Genomic DNA, 16531 nt, shown 5'->3' on the forward strand with positions numbered 1-16531 from the left:
AATGGCAGCTGAAGGAGGAATTTTATGTTTCGTAATGTAGCCGAATTAGTGGAATTGGCAGTCAGTCAAAATAAAAAAATCTCTGAAATCATGATTGAGCAGGAAGCAGCGGTAAGCGGCCGTTCAAAAGAAGAAGTCATGGCTCTCATGGAAAGAAATCTGACCGTGATGGAAGAAGCGGTTGAGCGAGGAATAAAAGGGGTGACATCCCATTCGGGTTTAACCGGCGGGGATGCGGTTCTGTTGCAAAAATATATTGAAAAAGGAAATTTCCTTACAGGTGAGACCATTCTTGATGCGGTAAGTAAAGCGGTTGCCACCAACGAAGTCAATGCGGCGATGGGAACCATTTGCGCAACTCCAACAGCCGGTTCTGCTGGCGTCGTACCGGGGACATTATTTGCAGTAAAGAAAAAGTTGAACCCGACTAGGGAGCAAATGATCTCATTTCTTTTTACCGCCGGGGCCTTTGGCTTTGTAGTTGCTAACAATGCTTCGATTTCAGGGGCCGCCGGGGGCTGTCAGGCAGAGGTCGGTTCAGCTGCCGGAATGGCGGCTGCCGCCATTGTTGAAATGGCAGGAGGAACGCCGCAGCAATGTGCTGAGGCGATGGCGATTACGTTGAAAAATATGCTTGGATTGGTCTGTGACCCGGTTGCTGGCCTGGTGGAAGTCCCCTGTGTGAAGCGAAACGCCATGGGGGCAGCCAATGCTATGGTGGCAGCCGATATGGCCTTAGCCGGAATTACCAGCCGAATTCCATGTGATGAAGTTATTGATGCCATGTACAAAATAGGTCAATCGATGCCGACCGCATTAAAAGAAACTGCGCAGGGAGGGTTGGCGGCTACCCCGACAGGCCGTGCGCTTGCGGCAAAAATATTTGGAATGCCGCTCAAAGAAAAGTGAATCAATATCTAAACCAATCAGTAACGGTCATAAAAGGAATTGGTGAGGAAACGGCTGAAACATTAGCTGAAATGAAAATTGTTACGATTCAGGACTTATTAGAGTATTTTCCTTACCGTTATGAGGACTATCGCCTTCGCGACTTAGCAGAGGTCGACCATGAAGAAAAAGTGACAGTCGAAGGGAAGGTTCACAGTGAGCCTTCTCTTGCCTATTATGGCGGAAAAAAATCGAAACTGACATTTCGACTTTTGGTCGGACGCTATCTAATCAAGGTAGTCTTTTTTAACCAGCCTTATTTGAAAAAGAAACTTGCTATGAATGAAACAATAACGGTGACCGGAAAATGGGATGTCCATCGCCAGACCATTACGGCGAATGAACTGCAGCTTGGCTTTAACACGAAACAGCATGACTTTGAACCTGTTTATTCATTAAAAGGCAGATTAACAACAAAAGGTATGCGAAAATTTATCCGTCTTGCTTTTCAGCAATTTGGCCATTTTATTGAAGAAACCTTGCCTGTAACGATGCTTCAAAAGTATCGGCTTCAAGGCCGCCGGGAAGCTATCAGGGCAATGCATTTCCCACAGAATCAGGAGGATCTGAAGCAAGCCCGCAGGCGCTTTGTATATGAGGAATTTCTCTTGTTTCAATTAAAGATGCAGGGGTTAAGAAAGTTTGAACGGGAACATTCCCCTGGAATTAACCAGAATTTTCATCTTAAGAGCGTAGAGAGGTTCATTAGCAGTCTGCCATTTCCACTGACCAATGCCCAAAAACGGGTGGTCAATGAAATTTTAACAGATATGCGCTCTCCTTACCGGATGAATCGACTGTTACAGGGTGATGTGGGCTCCGGAAAGACAGTTGTAGCGGGCATCGGTCTATATGCCTCTGTGACAGCAGGATTTCAGGGTGCACTCATGGCACCAACGGAGATATTAGCCGAACAGCATGCCGCAGGCTTAAAGCAGCTTTTAGAGCCTTTTTCAGTCAGATGTGAGTTGTTAACAAGCTCGATTAAAGGAAAGCGGAGAGGGGAAATTCTTGAAGAATTGGCTAATGGAAACGTCGATATTTTAATCGGTACACATGCGCTGATTCAGGATGAGGTTTCTTTTAAACGGCTGGGGCTGGTAATCACGGATGAACAGCATCGTTTTGGCGTTGCGCAACGGCGGATTTTGCGGGAAAAAGGGGAAAATCCCGATGTTTTATTTATGACGGCAACACCGATTCCCCGCACGCTCGCGATCACGGTTTTTGGTGAAATGGACGTTTCCATTATTGATGAAATGCCAGCTGGAAGAAAAACTATCGAGACATATTGGGCGAAACCGGAAATGTTGGAACGGGTTCTTGCATTTGTTGAGAAGGAATTAGTCAAGGGGCACCAGGCTTACGTCATCTGTCCATTAATCGAAGAATCGGACAAGCTGGATGTTCAAAACGCGATTGATGTTCATGCAGCATTAAGTCAATATTTTCAACATCGATATCGTGTTGGTTTAATGCATGGCCGGCTAAACTCTGAGGAAAAGGATTCTGTTATGAAAGCCTTTAGCACGAATGAAGTGCAGGTCCTTGTTTCAACCACCGTGGTTGAAGTTGGAGTGAACGTGCCAAATGCGACGATCATGGTGGTTTATGATGCGGAAAGATTTGGCCTGTCACAGCTGCATCAACTCCGCGGCCGTGTTGGTCGGGGAAGTGATCAATCCTATTGTATTCTCCTGGCCAGTCCTAAATCGGAGGAAGGGCAGGAAAGAATGAGAATCATGACTGAGACAAATGATGGTTTTGTGCTTAGTGAAAAGGATCTGGAGTTGAGAGGACCGGGAGACTTTTTTGGAAAGAAACAAAGCGGTATACCAGAGTTCAAGGTAGCTGATATGGTTCACGATTATCGTGCCTTGGAAACTGCCCGCAATGATGCGGCCATTCTAATCCAATCGCAGTATTTTTGGTCCTCACCTGAGTATGGTTTCTTAAGAAAAAGGTTGGAGGAATCCGGTATCCTAGCCGGCGAAAAGCTGGATTGATCGAAAAGCGGAAAGCGAAGGCAGATTGCAAGAATAAAAGTTATTCTTGCAATCTGCCTTTTTAAATTTTATACTACTCTTAGTACCTAGTCATAAGATCTCGGACGGTGTATGAAATGCGACGAAACAAAAAAGAACGGCAGAAGTTATTAGCTGCCACAATTAATGAAAATCCTTTTGTAACGGATGAGGAGCTTGCTGAAACATTTAATGTCAGTGTCCAAACGATCCGTCTGGACCGATTGGAACTTTCTATTCCTGAGCTTCGTGAGCGGATAAAATCGGTGGCTGAAAAGCGGTTTGAAGATCAAGTCCGTTCCTTGCCGCTTGATGAAGTGATTGGTGAAATCATTGATATTGAGCCTGATCGAAGTGCCATTTCCATTTTGGATGTCAAGGAAGAGCATGTGTTTAGGCGAAATCAAATTGCCCGCGGGCATCATTTGTTTGCCCAGGCCAATTCACTGGCGGTAGCGGTTATCAATGATGAGTTAGCCCTGACAGCGAAGGCAAATATCCAGTTTAAACGGTCGGTTAAACTGAAGGAACGCGTTGTGGCCAAAGCCAGAGTTACCAAAATTGATGAGGCAATTGGCAGGACCTTTGTTGAAGTAATCAGTTATGTGAATAATGAACCAGTCTTTACCGGAGACTTTGAGATGTACCGTTCAAAAACTAGCTAAAGGATGAGACAGATGAAAATTGCAATCGATGCGATGGGCGGGGACAATGCCCCGAAGGAAATTGTTTTAGGAGCGATGAAGGCTGTTGAAGCCTTTTCAGATATTGAACTGATCCTTGTCGGAGACGAAGATAAAATAAATGAAACATTAACACCACATGAACGAATTTCTGCGATACATACAACAGAGGTCATCTTGGCCACTGATGAACCAGTCAGGGCGGTGCGCCGCAAAAAAGATGCTTCGATGGTGCTAGCGGCTCGTCAGGTAGCTGAAGGATTGGCGGATGCCTGCCTGTCTGCAGGAAATACCGGGGCTCTCATGGCAGCTGGGTTATTTGTGGTCGGAAGAATCGAAGGAATCGATCGGCCGGCATTAGCACCGACGCTGCCCACCATTGACGGCAAGGGATTTTTATTGTTAGACGTAGGGGCAAATGCCGATGCCAAGCCTGAACATTTGCTGCAGTATGCGATGATGGGCTCGATATATAGTGAGAAGGTCAGAGGCATTAAAGAACCGCGGGTTGGCCTCTTGAATATTGGAACGGAAGAAAAAAAAGGAAACGAACTGACGAAGCATGCTTTTGAACTGTTAAAAACCGCAGAAGTAAATTTTATCGGTAATGTGGAGGCGCGTGATTTGCTTTCTGGTGTCGCCGATGTTGTTGTTACTGATGGTTTTACCGGTAATATGGTCTTAAAAACGATTGAAGGCACTGCTCTGGGGATGTTTAAAATGTTAAAAACGGCTTTAATGAGCAGCGTTAAAAGCAAGCTGGCTGCAGCCGTTTTAAAACCCAACCTGAAGCAATTGAAAAATACCTTGGATTATTCTGAATACGGCGGGGCAGCGCTTTTTGGCTTAAAAGCTCCGGTCATCAAGGCACATGGTTCCTCAAATGCCCAGGCGCTTTTCAGTGCAGTAAAACAAACAAGAGAAATGGTTGCCAATAATGTTGTCGGCATGGTCAAACAAACGGTGGAAGAGAATAAACAATAGGGAGTGATCATATGGGAAAAATCGCTTTTGTGTTTCCTGGGCAAGGATCTCAAACTGTAGGGATGGGGAAAGAGCTTGCCGAGAAACATCCTGATATTATGGCCTATTTTCAAAAAGCTGATGAAACATTAAACAGTTCATTGAGCACATTAATTTTCGAAGGTCCCAAAGAGGAACTGACACTAACAGTGAACACTCAGCCTGCACTTTTAACCACAAGCATCGCGATTTTGCATTTTTTTCAAAAATCAGGAATAGTTCCAGATTTTGTCGCCGGTCACAGCCTTGGTGAATATACCGCACTTGTCGCTGCCGGAGTACTAAACTTTGAAGATGGGGTATATGCGGTCAGAAAAAGAGGCGAATTTATGGAAAATGCCGTACCGAATGGTGAAGGCTCCATGGCTGCTGTTTTAGGGCTGGAGCGTGATAAACTATTAGCCGTTACCGAAGAGGTTACAGCATCCGGGTCTCCTGTTGCACTGGCCAATTTAAATTGTCCTGGTCAAATTGTCATTTCCGGTTCAAAAACAGGCGTGGAATTGGCAGGAGGAAAGGCAAAAGAAGCTGGTGCAAAAAGGGTATTGCCGCTGGAAGTGAGCGGACCGTTCCATTCTCCATTAATGAAGCCGGCTGCAACCCAGCTGCGGGAAGTTTTAGATGGTCTAGAGATGCATGATGCCCGCATTCCGGTTGTCGCTAATGTGACTGCAGAACCAATTAATTCCGCAGCCGAAATCAAGGATCAATTAATCGAGCAACTGTATTCTCCCGTATTATGGGATGACTCGGTGCGAAAAATGATTGCCATGGGTGTGGACACTTTCATTGAAATCGGTCCGGGAAAGGTCCTTTCCGGGTTGATAAAAAAAATCGATAAGACAGTGACAGCCTATTCAGTTTCGGACGAAGCTAGCGCAGCGCAAGTAATCCATGCCTTAAAGGAGGAAAAATGATGAGTTTAACGGGAAAAACAGCACTGGTAACAGGAGCATCTCGGGGAATCGGCCGGGCAATTGCCCTTGAACTTGCAAGCCAGGGTGCCAATGTGGCCGTAAATTATGCCGGCAGTGAAGCGAAAGCAAATGAAGTAGTCGATGAAATCAAAGCTCTTGGCAGGGATGCTTTTGCGTATAAATGCAATGTTTCCGATTCAGCAAATGTTACTGAAATGGTAAAAAGTGTGATAGACCGTTTTGGCAGTCTGGATATTCTTGTGAATAATGCCGGCATAACAAAGGATAATTTAATCATGAGAATGAAGGAAGAAGAATGGGATGATGTCATTAATATTAACCTAAAAGGGGTTTTTTTAGTGACAAAAGCGGTCACAAGGCAAATGATGAAGCAGCGCAAAGGGCGGATTATTAATATTGCTTCGATCGTCGGTGTCAGCGGTAATCCCGGCCAGGCCAACTATGTAGCTGCAAAAGCGGGAGTGATTGGCTTGACAAAAACAACCGCAAAAGAGCTCGCTTCGCGGAATATCACTGTTAATGCGATCGCACCTGGTTTTATCACGACAGATATGACGGATCAACTGCCGGAAGAGATAAAAGCAGAAATGTTAAAACAAATTCCATTGGCACGTTTAGGGGAACCAAAAGATGTTGCTAAAGCGGCTGCCTTCCTGGCCTCGGACGATGCCGCCTATATCACCGGGCAAACATTAAATATCGACGGTGGAATGGTAATGTTATAGTTTATTCTCTGACAGAAATCCTTTATAATAGCTTGAGGGGAGGTGAAGAGCATGGCAGATGTATTAGAACGTGTAACAAAGATCATCGTTGATCGTTTAGGCGTCGACGAGTCCCAAGTGACCCTTGAGGCTTCATTTAAAGATGATCTTGGTGCTGATTCCCTTGATGTAGTGGAACTCGTTATGGAATTAGAAGATGAGTTCGATATGGAAATTTCTGACGAAGATGCTGAGAAGATTAGCACAGTAGGTGATGCTGTGAACTACATAAATAGCAAAAAGTAATTTCGTTAGAATCAAAACATCAAAGCTCCGTTTTCAAACGGGGCTTTCTTATGTAGAATAGAACTTGGCCGATGAAACGAAACTGCCAGGTTTTTTTGCTTTTTGTGGTAGTTTTTCTTAAACTAACAATAGCATATTCAAATTTATTGCAAGGTGGAGACGTTAATGCGTTGGAACGGGAAAGAAAATGAAGGTAATAATCGGACCATAGAAAGGCAATTTAAAAAATTTCAAGAGCAAATAGGGATTACCTTTACGAATGAAAAATTATTAAAACATGCTTTTACTCATTCATCATATGTGAATGAGCATCGAAGAAAGCCTTTTGAAGATAATGAAAGACTTGAATTTTTAGGAGATGCCGTCTTAGAACTAACCGTTTCTCAGTTCCTTTTCAAAAAATATCCGACAATGGCGGAAGGAGAGTTGACGAAACTAAGAGCTGCCATTGTATGTGAGCCGTCACTTGTTAAGTTTGCTAACGAACTTGAATTTGGAAAATTAATCTTACTTGGTAAAGGGGAAGAAATGACAGGTGGCAGAGAGCGTCCGGCCCTCTTGGCTGACGTCTTTGAAGCATTTATTGGCGCTCTTTATTTGGATCAAGGAATCGACAGCGTTATTAGTTTTTTGGAAAAGACTGTCTTTCCGAAAATTAATGCCGGTGCTTTTTCTCATGTGATGGATTTTAAAAGCCAATTGCAGGAGATCGTTCAGCGGGATGGTACAGGTATAATTGAATACCGGGTCCTGCAGGAAAAGGGACCTGCCCACAATAAAGAATTTGTCTCAAGGGTCACATTAAATGGAGAAGAATTAGGGGTGGGAACCGGCAGGTCCAAGAAAGAGGCCGAACAGCATGCCGCCCAAATGGCATTATCCCGCCTAAAATCGGCAGGAACCCCCCACTGATTGAGGTATCGCTTAATAAAGTTAAAAACAAAACAACATAGAATGGTCAAATGTTTTAAGAGGAGAAATCCCTAAGCATTTTTGGGAGGATTATTGAATGTTTTTAAAACGGTTGGATATTATTGGCTTTAAATCATTCGCTGACCGTATCAGTGTCGATTTTGTAACTGGAGTCACAGCGGTCGTTGGGCCGAATGGGAGCGGCAAAAGCAATATTACGGATGCCATCCGCTGGGTATTGGGGGAGCAATCAGCCAAGTCGCTCAGAGGCAGTAAAATGGAAGATATCATTTTCGCGGGCAGCGATACGCGAAAACCGCTGAATTTTGCTGAAGTGACCTTAACGCTTGATAACGAGGATCAAGGACTGGCGATTGATTACAATGAAGTAAGTGTTACACGAAGGGTATCCCGCTCAGGAGAGAGTGAATTTTTTATTAATAAACAGCCGTGCCGCTTAAAGGACATCGTTGACTTATTCATGGATTCCGGACTTGGCAGGGAAGCATTTTCGATCATCAGCCAAGGAAAAGTGGAAGAAATTTTAAATAGCAAGGCAGAGGACCGCCGAACCATTTTTGAAGAAGCAGCAGGAGTCTTAAAATATAAAAACCGCAAGAAAAAAGCAGAAGGAAAACTGGCGGAAACACAAGAAAATTTAAACCGTGTCCATGATATTCTTCACGAGTTGGAAAGCCAAATTGAGCCGCTGAAAATTCAAGCCTCGATGGCTAAAGACTATTTGGAGAAAAAAGAAGAGCTTGAAAAATTTGAAGTAGCTTTAACCGTCTATGAAATTGAAGAACTAAATCAGAAATGGGAAAACCTTACTAAACAGTTTGAAGACCATCAGCAGGAAGAATTGAAGCTATCTAGTGAGCTTCAATTAAAAGAAGCAAAAATTATTGAAACAAGAGAGCAAATTTCCGCTTTGGACGAGTCCATTACGGAACTGCAAAACGTCCTTCTTTATGCCAGCGAAGAGCTGGAAAAGCTGGAAGGGCGCAAGGAAGTATTGAAAGAGCGGCGGAAAAATGCAGCACAAAATAAAGAACAATTAAAAATGAACATGGCCGAATTAACGGATAAGATTACCGGATTAAAGGAGAATCGGGATTCTTTAGCGGTAACCGTCGGACAACTCGAGGAACAGGTAGGTAAACTAAAGGAGCTGTTAAAACAAAAACAGGAAAAGCTCCAGTTGTTTGCCGAAAACATTGATGAAAAAATTGATAGCTTAAAGGCTGAATATATTGAACTGTTGAATAAGCAGGCTGGTGCCAAAAACGAATTGAAATACATTGAGGAGCAATTTCAACAGCAGAAAAGAAAAATCGTCCGCCTCGACGAGGAAAACGCAAGGTTTCTGTCAGAGCGGCAAAAAGCCGAGAAGAAAAGGTCTGATATACAAACCCGGCTGGAAGAGGCCGGCCGGAAACTTGATGCTCAAGTAGCCGGCTTTCGTGAGCAACAACGGCAGCTAGAAGCCTTAAAAAAAACTTTCCAAAAGCAAGAAAAAACCTTGTATCAAGCCTATCAGCTGCTGCAACAGGCCAAATCGAAAAAGGACATGCTTGAAGAATTGGAGGAAGATTATTCGGGCTTCTTCCAGGGTGTTAAAGAAGTGCTGAAAGCCCGCGGCAACAAGCTGCAAGGAATTGCCGGCGCTGTTGCGGAGCTTATCCAAGTTCCGAAAGAATATGGAACAGCACTGGAGACTGCCCTTGGTGGCTCTTTGCAGCACATTGTCGTCGATACCGAGACGAACGCACGGGCGGCCATACAGTATTTAAAGCAGCATTCATTTGGCAGAGCGACCTTTTTACCACTGAGTGTTATTAAGGGGCGGTCTTTGTCTCAGACACAACTGTCATTGATTCAGAATCACCCCTCTTTCGTTGGCACGGCTGTCAGTCTTGTTCAGTTTGAAAAAAAATATTCCGATGTCATGAACAATCTATTAGGCAGTGTCGTCGTTACGACAGACCTAAAGGGTGCCAATGAATTGGCGAAAATTCTCCAGTATCGCATTCGCGTTGTGACGCTTGACGGCGATGTTGTCAATCCCGGCGGGTCGATGACCGGCGGTGCCGTTAAACAAAAAACATCTTCATTGTTAACAAGAAAAGGTGAGCTTGAAGAGCTGACAAAGAAACTTGCGATCATGGAGGAAAAGACTGCATCTCTTGAGCAAACTGTTAAGTCGTTAAAAGAGGAAATCCGTCTCGGTGAATTGCAGCTTGAAGCAATAAGAAAGTCCGGGGAGGAATTAAGACTTTCAGAACAAACCCTAAAAGGGGATCTTCGTGAAGCCGAGCTGGAAGAAAAAAATATTAATGAACGTCTAGCCATCTATGACCTTGAAAAAGAGCAATTTTCAGAAGAAATTAGCGAGTTAACCAAAAGAAAAGAAACCAATACCCAAGTATTGGCGATGTTTCAAACGCAAATTTCCGAACTTGATAAACAAATAGTCCAACTAACAGAGCAAAAGACGAGTGAACTGACATCAAAAGAAACACTTATCACGGAAATAAACGAGTTAAAGATTGAATTTACTTCAAAGAACGAGCAATATATCCATTCAAAAGAACGGCTTGCTGCAATCGAATCAGAGTTGCGGGAAAGTGAACAAAAACTGTCTGTTCTTACCGAGGATTTGGAGCTTTTATCGACAGAAATGTCGAGCAGTACCTCAGGTGAGGAGCAATTGGAGGCTGCAGCTAAAAGAAAACAGCAGGATAAAGAAGCAACCTTACAGTTAATTACGGCGAGAAGACAGGAGCGACTGGAACTCCAAGATACCTTGGAAAACTTGGAAATTGAAACTAGAGAAGTCAAGCGGCTTCATAAGGGCATGACGGTTGTATTAAAGGATGAGGAAGTAAAACTGAACCGCTTGGATGTAGAACTGGAAAACAGATTAGCCCGCTTAAGAGAAGAATATTTGTTGTCTTATGATGGTGCAAAGGAACAATACCCACTTACAATTCCTGTTGAGGAAGCGCGCAAGAAGGTTAAGCTGATTAAACTGGCCATTGATGAACTCGGCAATGTTAATCTGGGGGCGATTGAAGAATACGAGCGCGTTTCCGAACGCTATGAGTTTTTAATTGTCCAAAAGACAGATTTGCAGGAGGCAAAGGATACGCTTTTCCAAGTCATCGACGAGATGGATGAGGAAATGAAAAAACGTTTCAAGCAAACATTTGATGGGATTCGTGAACATTTTGAACCTGTTTTTCGCGCGCTTTTCGGCGGCGGTAGAGCAGACCTGATTCTTACGGAACCCGAGGATATTTTAAATACAGGTGTTGAAATTGTTGCTCAGCCGCCTGGTAAAAAGCTGCAGAATTTAGGGCTGCTGTCAGGAGGAGAACGGGCGTTAACAGCGATTGCCTTATTATTTTCGATTTTAAAGGTCCGACCTGTGCCTTTCTGTATTCTTGATGAAGTAGAGGCAGCCCTGGATGAAGCCAATGTCCAGCGTTTTAGTCAATATTTAAAACGGTATAGCAGCGAAACCCAGTTTATTGTCATCACTCATCGAAAGGGAACCATGGAGGAGGCCGATGTCCTCTACGGTGTAACCATGCAGGAATCAGGTGTTTCAAAGATGGTATCTGTTCGTCTGGAGGATACAAAAGAACTGGTAGAATCTTAATGTAAGGGAAGTGACGGGTATGAGTTTTTTTAAGAAATTAAAAGAGAAAATCACAAAATCTACTGATTCCGTGACCGAAAAGTTTAAAGACGGGCTGACCAAAACAAGGTCCAATTTTTCCGGGAAAGTAAATGATCTGATTGCCAGATATCGTAAAGTGGATGAAGACTTCTTTGAAGAATTGGAGGAAATTCTTATTCAGGCCGATGTCGGCTTTGCGACGGTAATGGAGCTAATTGATGAGTTAAAGCTGGAAGTCAAACGCCGGAATATTCAAGACCCTGCGGAGGTCCAAAGTGTCATTTCCGAAAAATTGGTGGAAATATATAATTCAGGTGAAGAACAATCCGCGCATTTAAATATTCAACAAGACGGGCTGACGGTCATTTTATTTGTCGGCGTCAATGGTGTTGGAAAAACGACAACCATTGGAAAGCTGGCACACAAGTTTAAGAACGAAGGAAAAAAAGTTCTGTTAGCAGCAGGAGATACGTTTCGTGCCGGTGCGATTGAACAGCTCGAGGTTTGGGGTGACAGAGTTGGGGTTGAGACGATCAAACAGGCAGAAGGTTCCGATCCTGCAGCGGTAATGTTTGATGCGATTCAGGCGGCAAAATCACGCAAGGTCGATATCCTCCTTTGTGATACCGCTGGCCGGCTGCAAAACAAAGTTAACCTAATGAAAGAGCTGGAAAAGGTAAAGCGGGTCATTGAACGGGAAATTCCTGGAGCACCGCATGAAGTCCTGCTTGTCCTTGATGCAACTACCGGACAAAATGCTTTAATCCAGGCGAAAACCTTTAAAGAAGCAACCGCTGTTAGCGGGATTGTCCTGTCAAAACTGGATGGTACCGCGAAAGGCGGGATTGTCCTGGCGATTCGAAAAGAGTTAAATATCCCGGTAAAATTTGTTGGTCTCGGTGAGAAAATGGATGACCTCCAGGAATTTGATGCCGAAAAATATGTTTACGGATTATTTGCCGATCAAGTGGAGAAAGCAGAATAATTGAAAAATATAAAGAAATTATTGTAAACGGGATTGTAAAGACATTTTCTTGACATAAACATTTTCGCTGTGTAAACTCTTTGTAAAGGCTTTTAACTTAACATAAAAGGGGGACCTGGGCATGATACTGGAAAAGACAACACGAATGAACTACTTGTTTGACTTCTATCACTCGTTGTTAACGCCCAAGCAGCAAAGCTATATGTCTCTCTACTATCTTGATGATTACTCTCTTGGTGAGATTGCCGAAGAGTATGATGTCAGCCGTCAAGCCGTTTATGACAATATTAAACGAACGGAAGCAATGCTCGAGGAATACGAAGAAAAGCTGTTATTACTGCAAAAATTTCACGAGCGTGCCGGACTTTTAAAAAAAATGAAAAGGCTGCTTCTGGAGGAAAACCCTTCAAAGCAGGAATTGCTTGATACAATAGTCGAGCTGGAGAATTTAGATTAGGAGGCGGCGCTGATGGCATTTGAAGGATTAGCCGACCGACTGCAAAGTACGATTCAAAAAATCCGTGGTAAGGGAAAGGTTTCAGAAGCGGATGTAAAAGAAATGATGCGAGAAGTTCGTCTTGCTCTTCTTGAGGCAGATGTTAACTTTAAGGTCGTCAAGGATTTTGTTAAGAAAGTCAGTGAACGTGCTGTCGGACAAGAGGTACTGAAGAGCTTAACCCCCGGACAGCAAATCATTAAGATTGTAAATGAAGAATTAACCTCGCTTATGGGCGGCGAACAGAGTAAAATTGCCGTTGCCAGCCGTCCGCCGACTGTTATCATGATGGTGGGTCTGCAGGGTGCCGGGAAAACAACGACAACTGGAAAGCTCGCCAATTTGCTGCGCAAGAAATACAATCGCAAACCATTGCTGGTCGCAGGAGACATTTATCGCCCAGCTGCAATAAAGCAGCTGGAAACTCTTGGTAAGCAATTGAACATGCCAGTTTTTTCATTAGGGGATCAAATAAGTCCGGTGGAAATAGCCAGAAAGGCGATTGAGAAAGCAAAAGAGGATCATAACGATTATGTTCTGATTGATACGGCAGGCCGGCTTCATGTTGATGCGGCATTGATGGATGAGTTAAAAGAAATCAAGGAATTAACAAAGCCTGATGAAATTTTTCTTGTCGTTGATGCCATGACAGGACAAGATGCCGTTAATGTTGCTCAAAGCTTTAACGAACAGCTCGGGATTACCGGGGTTGTATTAACAAAGCTTGATGGCGATACCCGCGGCGGGGCGGCTTTATCGATTCGGGCAGTGACGGAAAAGCCGATTAAATTTGTTGGTCTTGGCGAGAAATTGGATGCCCTTGAGCCGTTTCACCCGGAAAGAATGGCATCGAGAATTTTGGGCATGGGCGATGTCCTGACACTAATTGAAAAAGCGCAGTCCAATATTGACGAACAAAAGGCCAAAGAACTAGAGCAGAAAATGCGGACAGCAACATTCACCCTTGATGATTTTTTAGATCAGCTTGCTCAAGTCCGCAAAATGGGTCCGCTTGATGAATTGTTAAAAATGATGCCAGGCGCAAATAGAATCAAAGGTTTAAATAATATTCAAATCGATGAAAAACAAATCGCTCATGTAGAGGCAATCATTAAATCGATGACGAAGGATGAAAAGCTTCGCCCTGAGCTCATGAACTCGAGCCGCAAGCGGAGGATTGCCAAGGGAAGCGGCCGGACTGTAGCTGAAGTAAACCGGTTGCTCAAGCAATTTGAAGAAATGAAAAAAATGATGAAGCAAATGTCGGGCATGCAGCAAAAAGTAAAGAAAAAAGGCGGCTTTAAATTCCCGTTCAAGCCTTTTTAAAAAAGTAATTTTTGGAAATAATGAGCGTAAAGAAAAAAACCTTTACAACATAATACCTATCTGTTAATATTATTTCTTGTGTGAAACTATTCGGAGGTGCTATTAATTATGGCAGTAAAAATTCGTTTAAAACGTATGGGAGCAAAGAAAACTCCTTTCTATCGTATCGTTGTGGCTGATTCTCGTTCTCCTCGTGATGGACGTTTCATTGAAACAGTTGGTACCTACAATCCGGTTGCAGAACCAGTTCAACTTGAAATCAATGAGGAACTCGCTCTTAAGTGGCTGCAAAATGGTGCGAAACCATCTGATACAGTCCGTAATCTGTTCTCAAAACAAGGTATTATGGAAAAATTCCATAATGCAAAATTGAGTAAGTAATTGAGCAGCCATGAAAGAATTGATTGAGACGATTGTTAAGCCCCTTGTCGATTTTCCTGAAGAAGTACATGTTGATGTTGAAGAGGAAGATACCCGGATTACTTACCATTTATGGGTAAATAAGGCCGATATGGGTAAAGTGATTGGTAAACAAGGGCGGGTTGCAAAGGCCATTAGGACTGTTGTTTATGCAGCAGGATCATCACAACAAAAGAAAATATTTTTGGAAATTGGTGAGTAGCTATTTGCATCTTGGCGAAAGGGAGGGATTGATTCCTCCCTTTTTTGCTACAGGAAATGCCCCAGTTTAGAGGAGGACTCAAAATGCAGCTAATCCAGACGGTTGTCGTCAAGCAAATATTAACCGAAAGCAGCAAGCAGCAGCTTTTTGATCAATATCAAGCCCACAAACAGCAGCTTCAAAAAGAATGTGATCAACTTCATTTTGAATTAAAACGATTAGAACGAACAAAAACCTTTTCGCCTCAAACACTCAAAAAACATTTTGAAAAAGAGATTCAAATGCGAAAGGAAAAAATAAAGCTGATTGAGTTTCAAATAGAACAGCTGCATATCCTACCTTTAGGAAGCGAATTAAAGGAAAAGGAAGTTCAAGCGCTCATAGAAGTTAAAATAGGAGATGTCTGGAGTACTTCAGGAACCCAACCGACGATTGTGATTAAAGATGGAATTATCGAGGATATAAGATAGAAGGTGAAGTACATATGGAAAAATGGTTTAATGTTGGCAAGGTGGTTAATACCCATGGCATAAAGGGGGAAGTTCGTGTCATTTCCAAGACAGATTTCCCCGAGGAGCGCTATAAAGCGGGAAATAAATTATATTTGTTTTTGCCTAAATCCACTGAACCGCTTGAATTAACGGTTCAAAACCATCGTACACATAAAAATTTTGATTTACTCACTTTTGAAGGGTACGAAGATATAAATTTAGTGGAGAAATTCCGTGAGGGCATTTTGAAGGTGCCTGAATCGCAGTTAACGGAATTGGAAGAGGATGAGTATTATTTTCACGAAATTATTGGCTGCCATGTTCTCCTCCCCTCTGGCGAAGAAATTGGAAAAATTAGTGAAATTCTTACGCCTGGGGCAAATGATGTCTGGGTGGTGAAATCCAAGAGTGGGCAAGAGATTTTAATTCCTTATATTGAAGATGTCGTCAAACAGGTAGATGTCGAAAATAAAACGGTCACAATTGAACCGATGGAAGGGTTATTATCATGATGCAGATTGATATTTTAACTCTTTTTCCCGAAATGTTTTCCGGAGTGCTGGGGCATTCCATGTTACAAAAAGCAGTGGAAAAGTCAGCTGTAACCTACAATGTTGTCAATTTCCGGAAATACGCTGATAATAAACATTCTCAGGTCGATGATTACCCTTATGGCGGCGGTGCAGGTATGGTGCTGATGCCACAGCCAATTTTTGCTGCTGTTGCCGACCTAAAAGAAAAGGCAGCCTGTAAAAAACCAAGAGTGATTCTTCTTTGTCCTCAAGGGACCAGATATGATCAGAAAAAGGCGGAGGAACTAGCCAAGGAAGAACATCTTATTTTTATTTGCGGTCATTACGAAGGATATGATGAACGAATCCGAAAGCATATCGTGACTGACGAGATCTCGATTGGCGATTATGTGTTAACCGGCGGTGAGCTTGCGGCTATGGTGGTAGTCGACAGCGTTGTCCGCCTATTGCCAGAAGTGTTGGGAAATGCTGAATCACATATAAAGGATTCCTTTAGTACTGGATTGTTAGAACATCCTCATTATACAAGACCGGCTGATTTTCACGGTATGAAAGTACCGGATGTGCTCCTTTCCGGGAACCATAAATTAATCGAAGAGTGGCGCAATAAAGAAGCATTGCGGCGAACCTTGGAAAGGCGGCCGGATTTATTAGAAAAAATAGAACTGACCCCACAGCAGAAAAAATGGCTCCAAGAAGTTGAAAAAGAAGTCAACTAGTATTGCGGGGCAGTCATTATTATGGTATTATACATCTTGTGACTTTAGCTGAATTTATTCAGTCTGGTCTTATAACGATGTTCCGCTGTACGGTTGATTCTTATTTTTGTGCATGAGCATCTGTTGGAAGGAGTTG

The 16531-nt window shown here is 43.2% G+C and carries 17 protein-coding genes; all 17 read left to right on the forward strand.

Translation table 11 applies throughout. The annotated features are described in order from the left end of the window. Positions 1–24 precede the first annotated feature (24 nt). The 17 genes from sdaAA (at position 25) to trmD (ending at position 16395) form a co-directional block, all read left to right on the forward strand. Positions 25–909, forward strand: coding sequence for an L-serine ammonia-lyase, iron-sulfur-dependent, subunit alpha (sdaAA, locus tag JK635_RS10480; protein WP_202653895.1), 885 nt, complete (start codon positions 25–27; stop codon positions 907–909). Then, a complete protein-coding gene (gene recG, locus JK635_RS10485; RefSeq protein ID WP_202653896.1) occupies positions 906–2954 on the forward strand; it encodes an ATP-dependent DNA helicase RecG in 2049 nt (682 codons plus the stop codon). Before sdaAA ends, recG begins: the two co-directional genes overlap by 4 nt. A gap of 116 nt (positions 2955–3070) precedes the next feature. After that, on the forward strand, positions 3071–3637 hold the full coding sequence (gene fapR, locus JK635_RS10490) for a transcription factor FapR (protein WP_202653897.1): 567 nt from the start codon (positions 3071–3073) through the stop codon (positions 3635–3637). A gap of 12 nt (positions 3638–3649) precedes the next feature. Continuing rightward, positions 3650–4639: a phosphate acyltransferase PlsX gene (plsX, locus tag JK635_RS10495; RefSeq protein WP_202653898.1), complete on the forward strand. Its 990-nt coding sequence runs from the start codon at positions 3650–3652 to the stop codon at positions 4637–4639. An 11-nt stretch (positions 4640–4650) separates the two neighbouring features. After that, positions 4651–5595 (forward strand): ACP S-malonyltransferase, encoded by a 945-nt coding sequence (fabD, locus tag JK635_RS10500; RefSeq protein ID WP_202653899.1) that lies wholly within the window; start codon positions 4651–4653, stop codon positions 5593–5595. Beyond that, entirely contained in the window at positions 5595–6341 is a 747-nt protein-coding gene (fabG, locus tag JK635_RS10505) for a 3-oxoacyl-[acyl-carrier-protein] reductase (protein ID WP_202654325.1), read from the forward strand. Before fabD ends, fabG begins: the two co-directional genes overlap by 1 nt. A 51-nt stretch (positions 6342–6392) precedes the next feature. After that, entirely contained in the window at positions 6393–6626 is a 234-nt protein-coding gene (acpP, locus tag JK635_RS10510; RefSeq protein ID WP_202653900.1) for an acyl carrier protein, read from the forward strand. A 165-nt stretch (positions 6627–6791) separates the two neighbouring features. Beyond that, complete coding sequence (rnc, locus tag JK635_RS10515) at positions 6792–7538, forward strand: ribonuclease III (protein WP_202653901.1); 747 nt, start codon at positions 6792–6794, stop codon at positions 7536–7538. A gap of 97 nt (positions 7539–7635) precedes the next feature. Next, a complete protein-coding gene (gene smc / locus JK635_RS10520) occupies positions 7636–11202 on the forward strand; it encodes a chromosome segregation protein SMC (RefSeq protein ID WP_202653902.1) in 3567 nt (1188 codons plus the stop codon). A gap of 19 nt (positions 11203–11221) precedes the next feature. Next, positions 11222–12208 carry a signal recognition particle-docking protein FtsY gene (ftsY, locus tag JK635_RS10525; RefSeq protein WP_202653903.1) on the forward strand — a complete coding sequence of 329 codons (987 nt, stop codon included), beginning with the start codon at positions 11222–11224 and terminating at the stop codon, positions 12206–12208. A 124-nt stretch (positions 12209–12332) separates the two neighbouring features. Then, complete coding sequence (locus tag JK635_RS10530) at positions 12333–12665, forward strand: putative DNA-binding protein (protein ID WP_202654326.1); 333 nt, start codon at positions 12333–12335, stop codon at positions 12663–12665. A 12-nt stretch (positions 12666–12677) separates the two neighbouring features. Then, entirely contained in the window at positions 12678–14030 is a 1353-nt protein-coding gene (gene ffh / locus JK635_RS10535) for a signal recognition particle protein (RefSeq protein ID WP_202653904.1), read from the forward strand. A gap of 108 nt (positions 14031–14138) precedes the next feature. Continuing rightward, entirely contained in the window at positions 14139–14411 is a 273-nt protein-coding gene (gene rpsP / locus JK635_RS10540) for a 30S ribosomal protein S16 (protein ID WP_202653905.1), read from the forward strand. A 10-nt stretch (positions 14412–14421) separates the two neighbouring features. After that, positions 14422–14652 carry a KH domain-containing protein gene (locus JK635_RS10545; RefSeq protein WP_202653906.1) on the forward strand — a complete coding sequence of 77 codons (231 nt, stop codon included), beginning with the start codon at positions 14422–14424 and terminating at the stop codon, positions 14650–14652. Between the two features lie 83 nt (positions 14653–14735). Beyond that, on the forward strand, positions 14736–15122 hold the full coding sequence (locus tag JK635_RS10550) for a YlqD family protein (RefSeq protein WP_202653907.1): 387 nt from the start codon (positions 14736–14738) through the stop codon (positions 15120–15122). Positions 15123–15136: 14 nt separating this feature from the next. After that, positions 15137–15655 carry a ribosome maturation factor RimM gene (gene rimM / locus JK635_RS10555; RefSeq protein ID WP_202653908.1) on the forward strand — a complete coding sequence of 173 codons (519 nt, stop codon included), beginning with the start codon at positions 15137–15139 and terminating at the stop codon, positions 15653–15655. Then, complete coding sequence (gene trmD / locus JK635_RS10560) at positions 15655–16395, forward strand: tRNA (guanosine(37)-N1)-methyltransferase TrmD (protein WP_202654327.1); 741 nt, start codon at positions 15655–15657, stop codon at positions 16393–16395. Before rimM ends, trmD begins: the two co-directional genes overlap by 1 nt. Positions 16396–16531: the final 136 nt, after the last annotated feature.

Origin of the sequence: Neobacillus paridis (assembly GCF_016765675.1) — a bacterium.
GTDB classification, from domain to species: domain Bacteria; phylum Bacillota; class Bacilli; order Bacillales; family Cytobacillaceae; genus Neobacillus; species Neobacillus paridis.

Excerpts from the sequence above, each read along its gene's own strand:
- fabG (WP_202654325.1), top strand. The coding sequence starts at position 5,595 with ATGAGTTTAACGGGAAAAACAGCACTGGTAACAGGAGCATCTCGGGGA.
- JK635_RS10550 (WP_202653907.1), top strand. The coding sequence starts at position 14,736 with ATGCAGCTAATCCAGACGGTTGTCGTCAAGCAAATATTAACCGAAAGC.
- fabD (WP_202653899.1), top strand. The coding sequence starts at position 4,651 with ATGGGAAAAATCGCTTTTGTGTTTCCTGGGCAAGGATCTCAAACTGTA.
- JK635_RS10545 (WP_202653906.1), top strand. The coding sequence starts at position 14,422 with ATGAAAGAATTGATTGAGACGATTGTTAAGCCCCTTGTCGATTTTCCT.
- smc (WP_202653902.1), top strand. The coding sequence starts at position 7,636 with ATGTTTTTAAAACGGTTGGATATTATTGGCTTTAAATCATTCGCTGAC.
- rimM (WP_202653908.1), top strand. The coding sequence starts at position 15,137 with ATGGAAAAATGGTTTAATGTTGGCAAGGTGGTTAATACCCATGGCATA.
- sdaAA (WP_202653895.1), top strand. The coding sequence starts at position 25 with ATGTTTCGTAATGTAGCCGAATTAGTGGAATTGGCAGTCAGTCAAAAT.
- ftsY (WP_202653903.1), top strand. The coding sequence starts at position 11,222 with ATGAGTTTTTTTAAGAAATTAAAAGAGAAAATCACAAAATCTACTGAT.
- plsX (WP_202653898.1), top strand. The coding sequence starts at position 3,650 with ATGAAAATTGCAATCGATGCGATGGGCGGGGACAATGCCCCGAAGGAA.
- rnc (WP_202653901.1), top strand. The coding sequence starts at position 6,792 with ATGCGTTGGAACGGGAAAGAAAATGAAGGTAATAATCGGACCATAGAA.
- ffh (WP_202653904.1), top strand. The coding sequence starts at position 12,678 with ATGGCATTTGAAGGATTAGCCGACCGACTGCAAAGTACGATTCAAAAA.
- rpsP (WP_202653905.1), top strand. The coding sequence starts at position 14,139 with ATGGCAGTAAAAATTCGTTTAAAACGTATGGGAGCAAAGAAAACTCCT.
- acpP (WP_202653900.1), top strand. The coding sequence starts at position 6,393 with ATGGCAGATGTATTAGAACGTGTAACAAAGATCATCGTTGATCGTTTA.
- fapR (WP_202653897.1), top strand. The coding sequence starts at position 3,071 with ATGCGACGAAACAAAAAAGAACGGCAGAAGTTATTAGCTGCCACAATT.
- trmD (WP_202654327.1), top strand. The coding sequence starts at position 15,655 with ATGCAGATTGATATTTTAACTCTTTTTCCCGAAATGTTTTCCGGAGTG.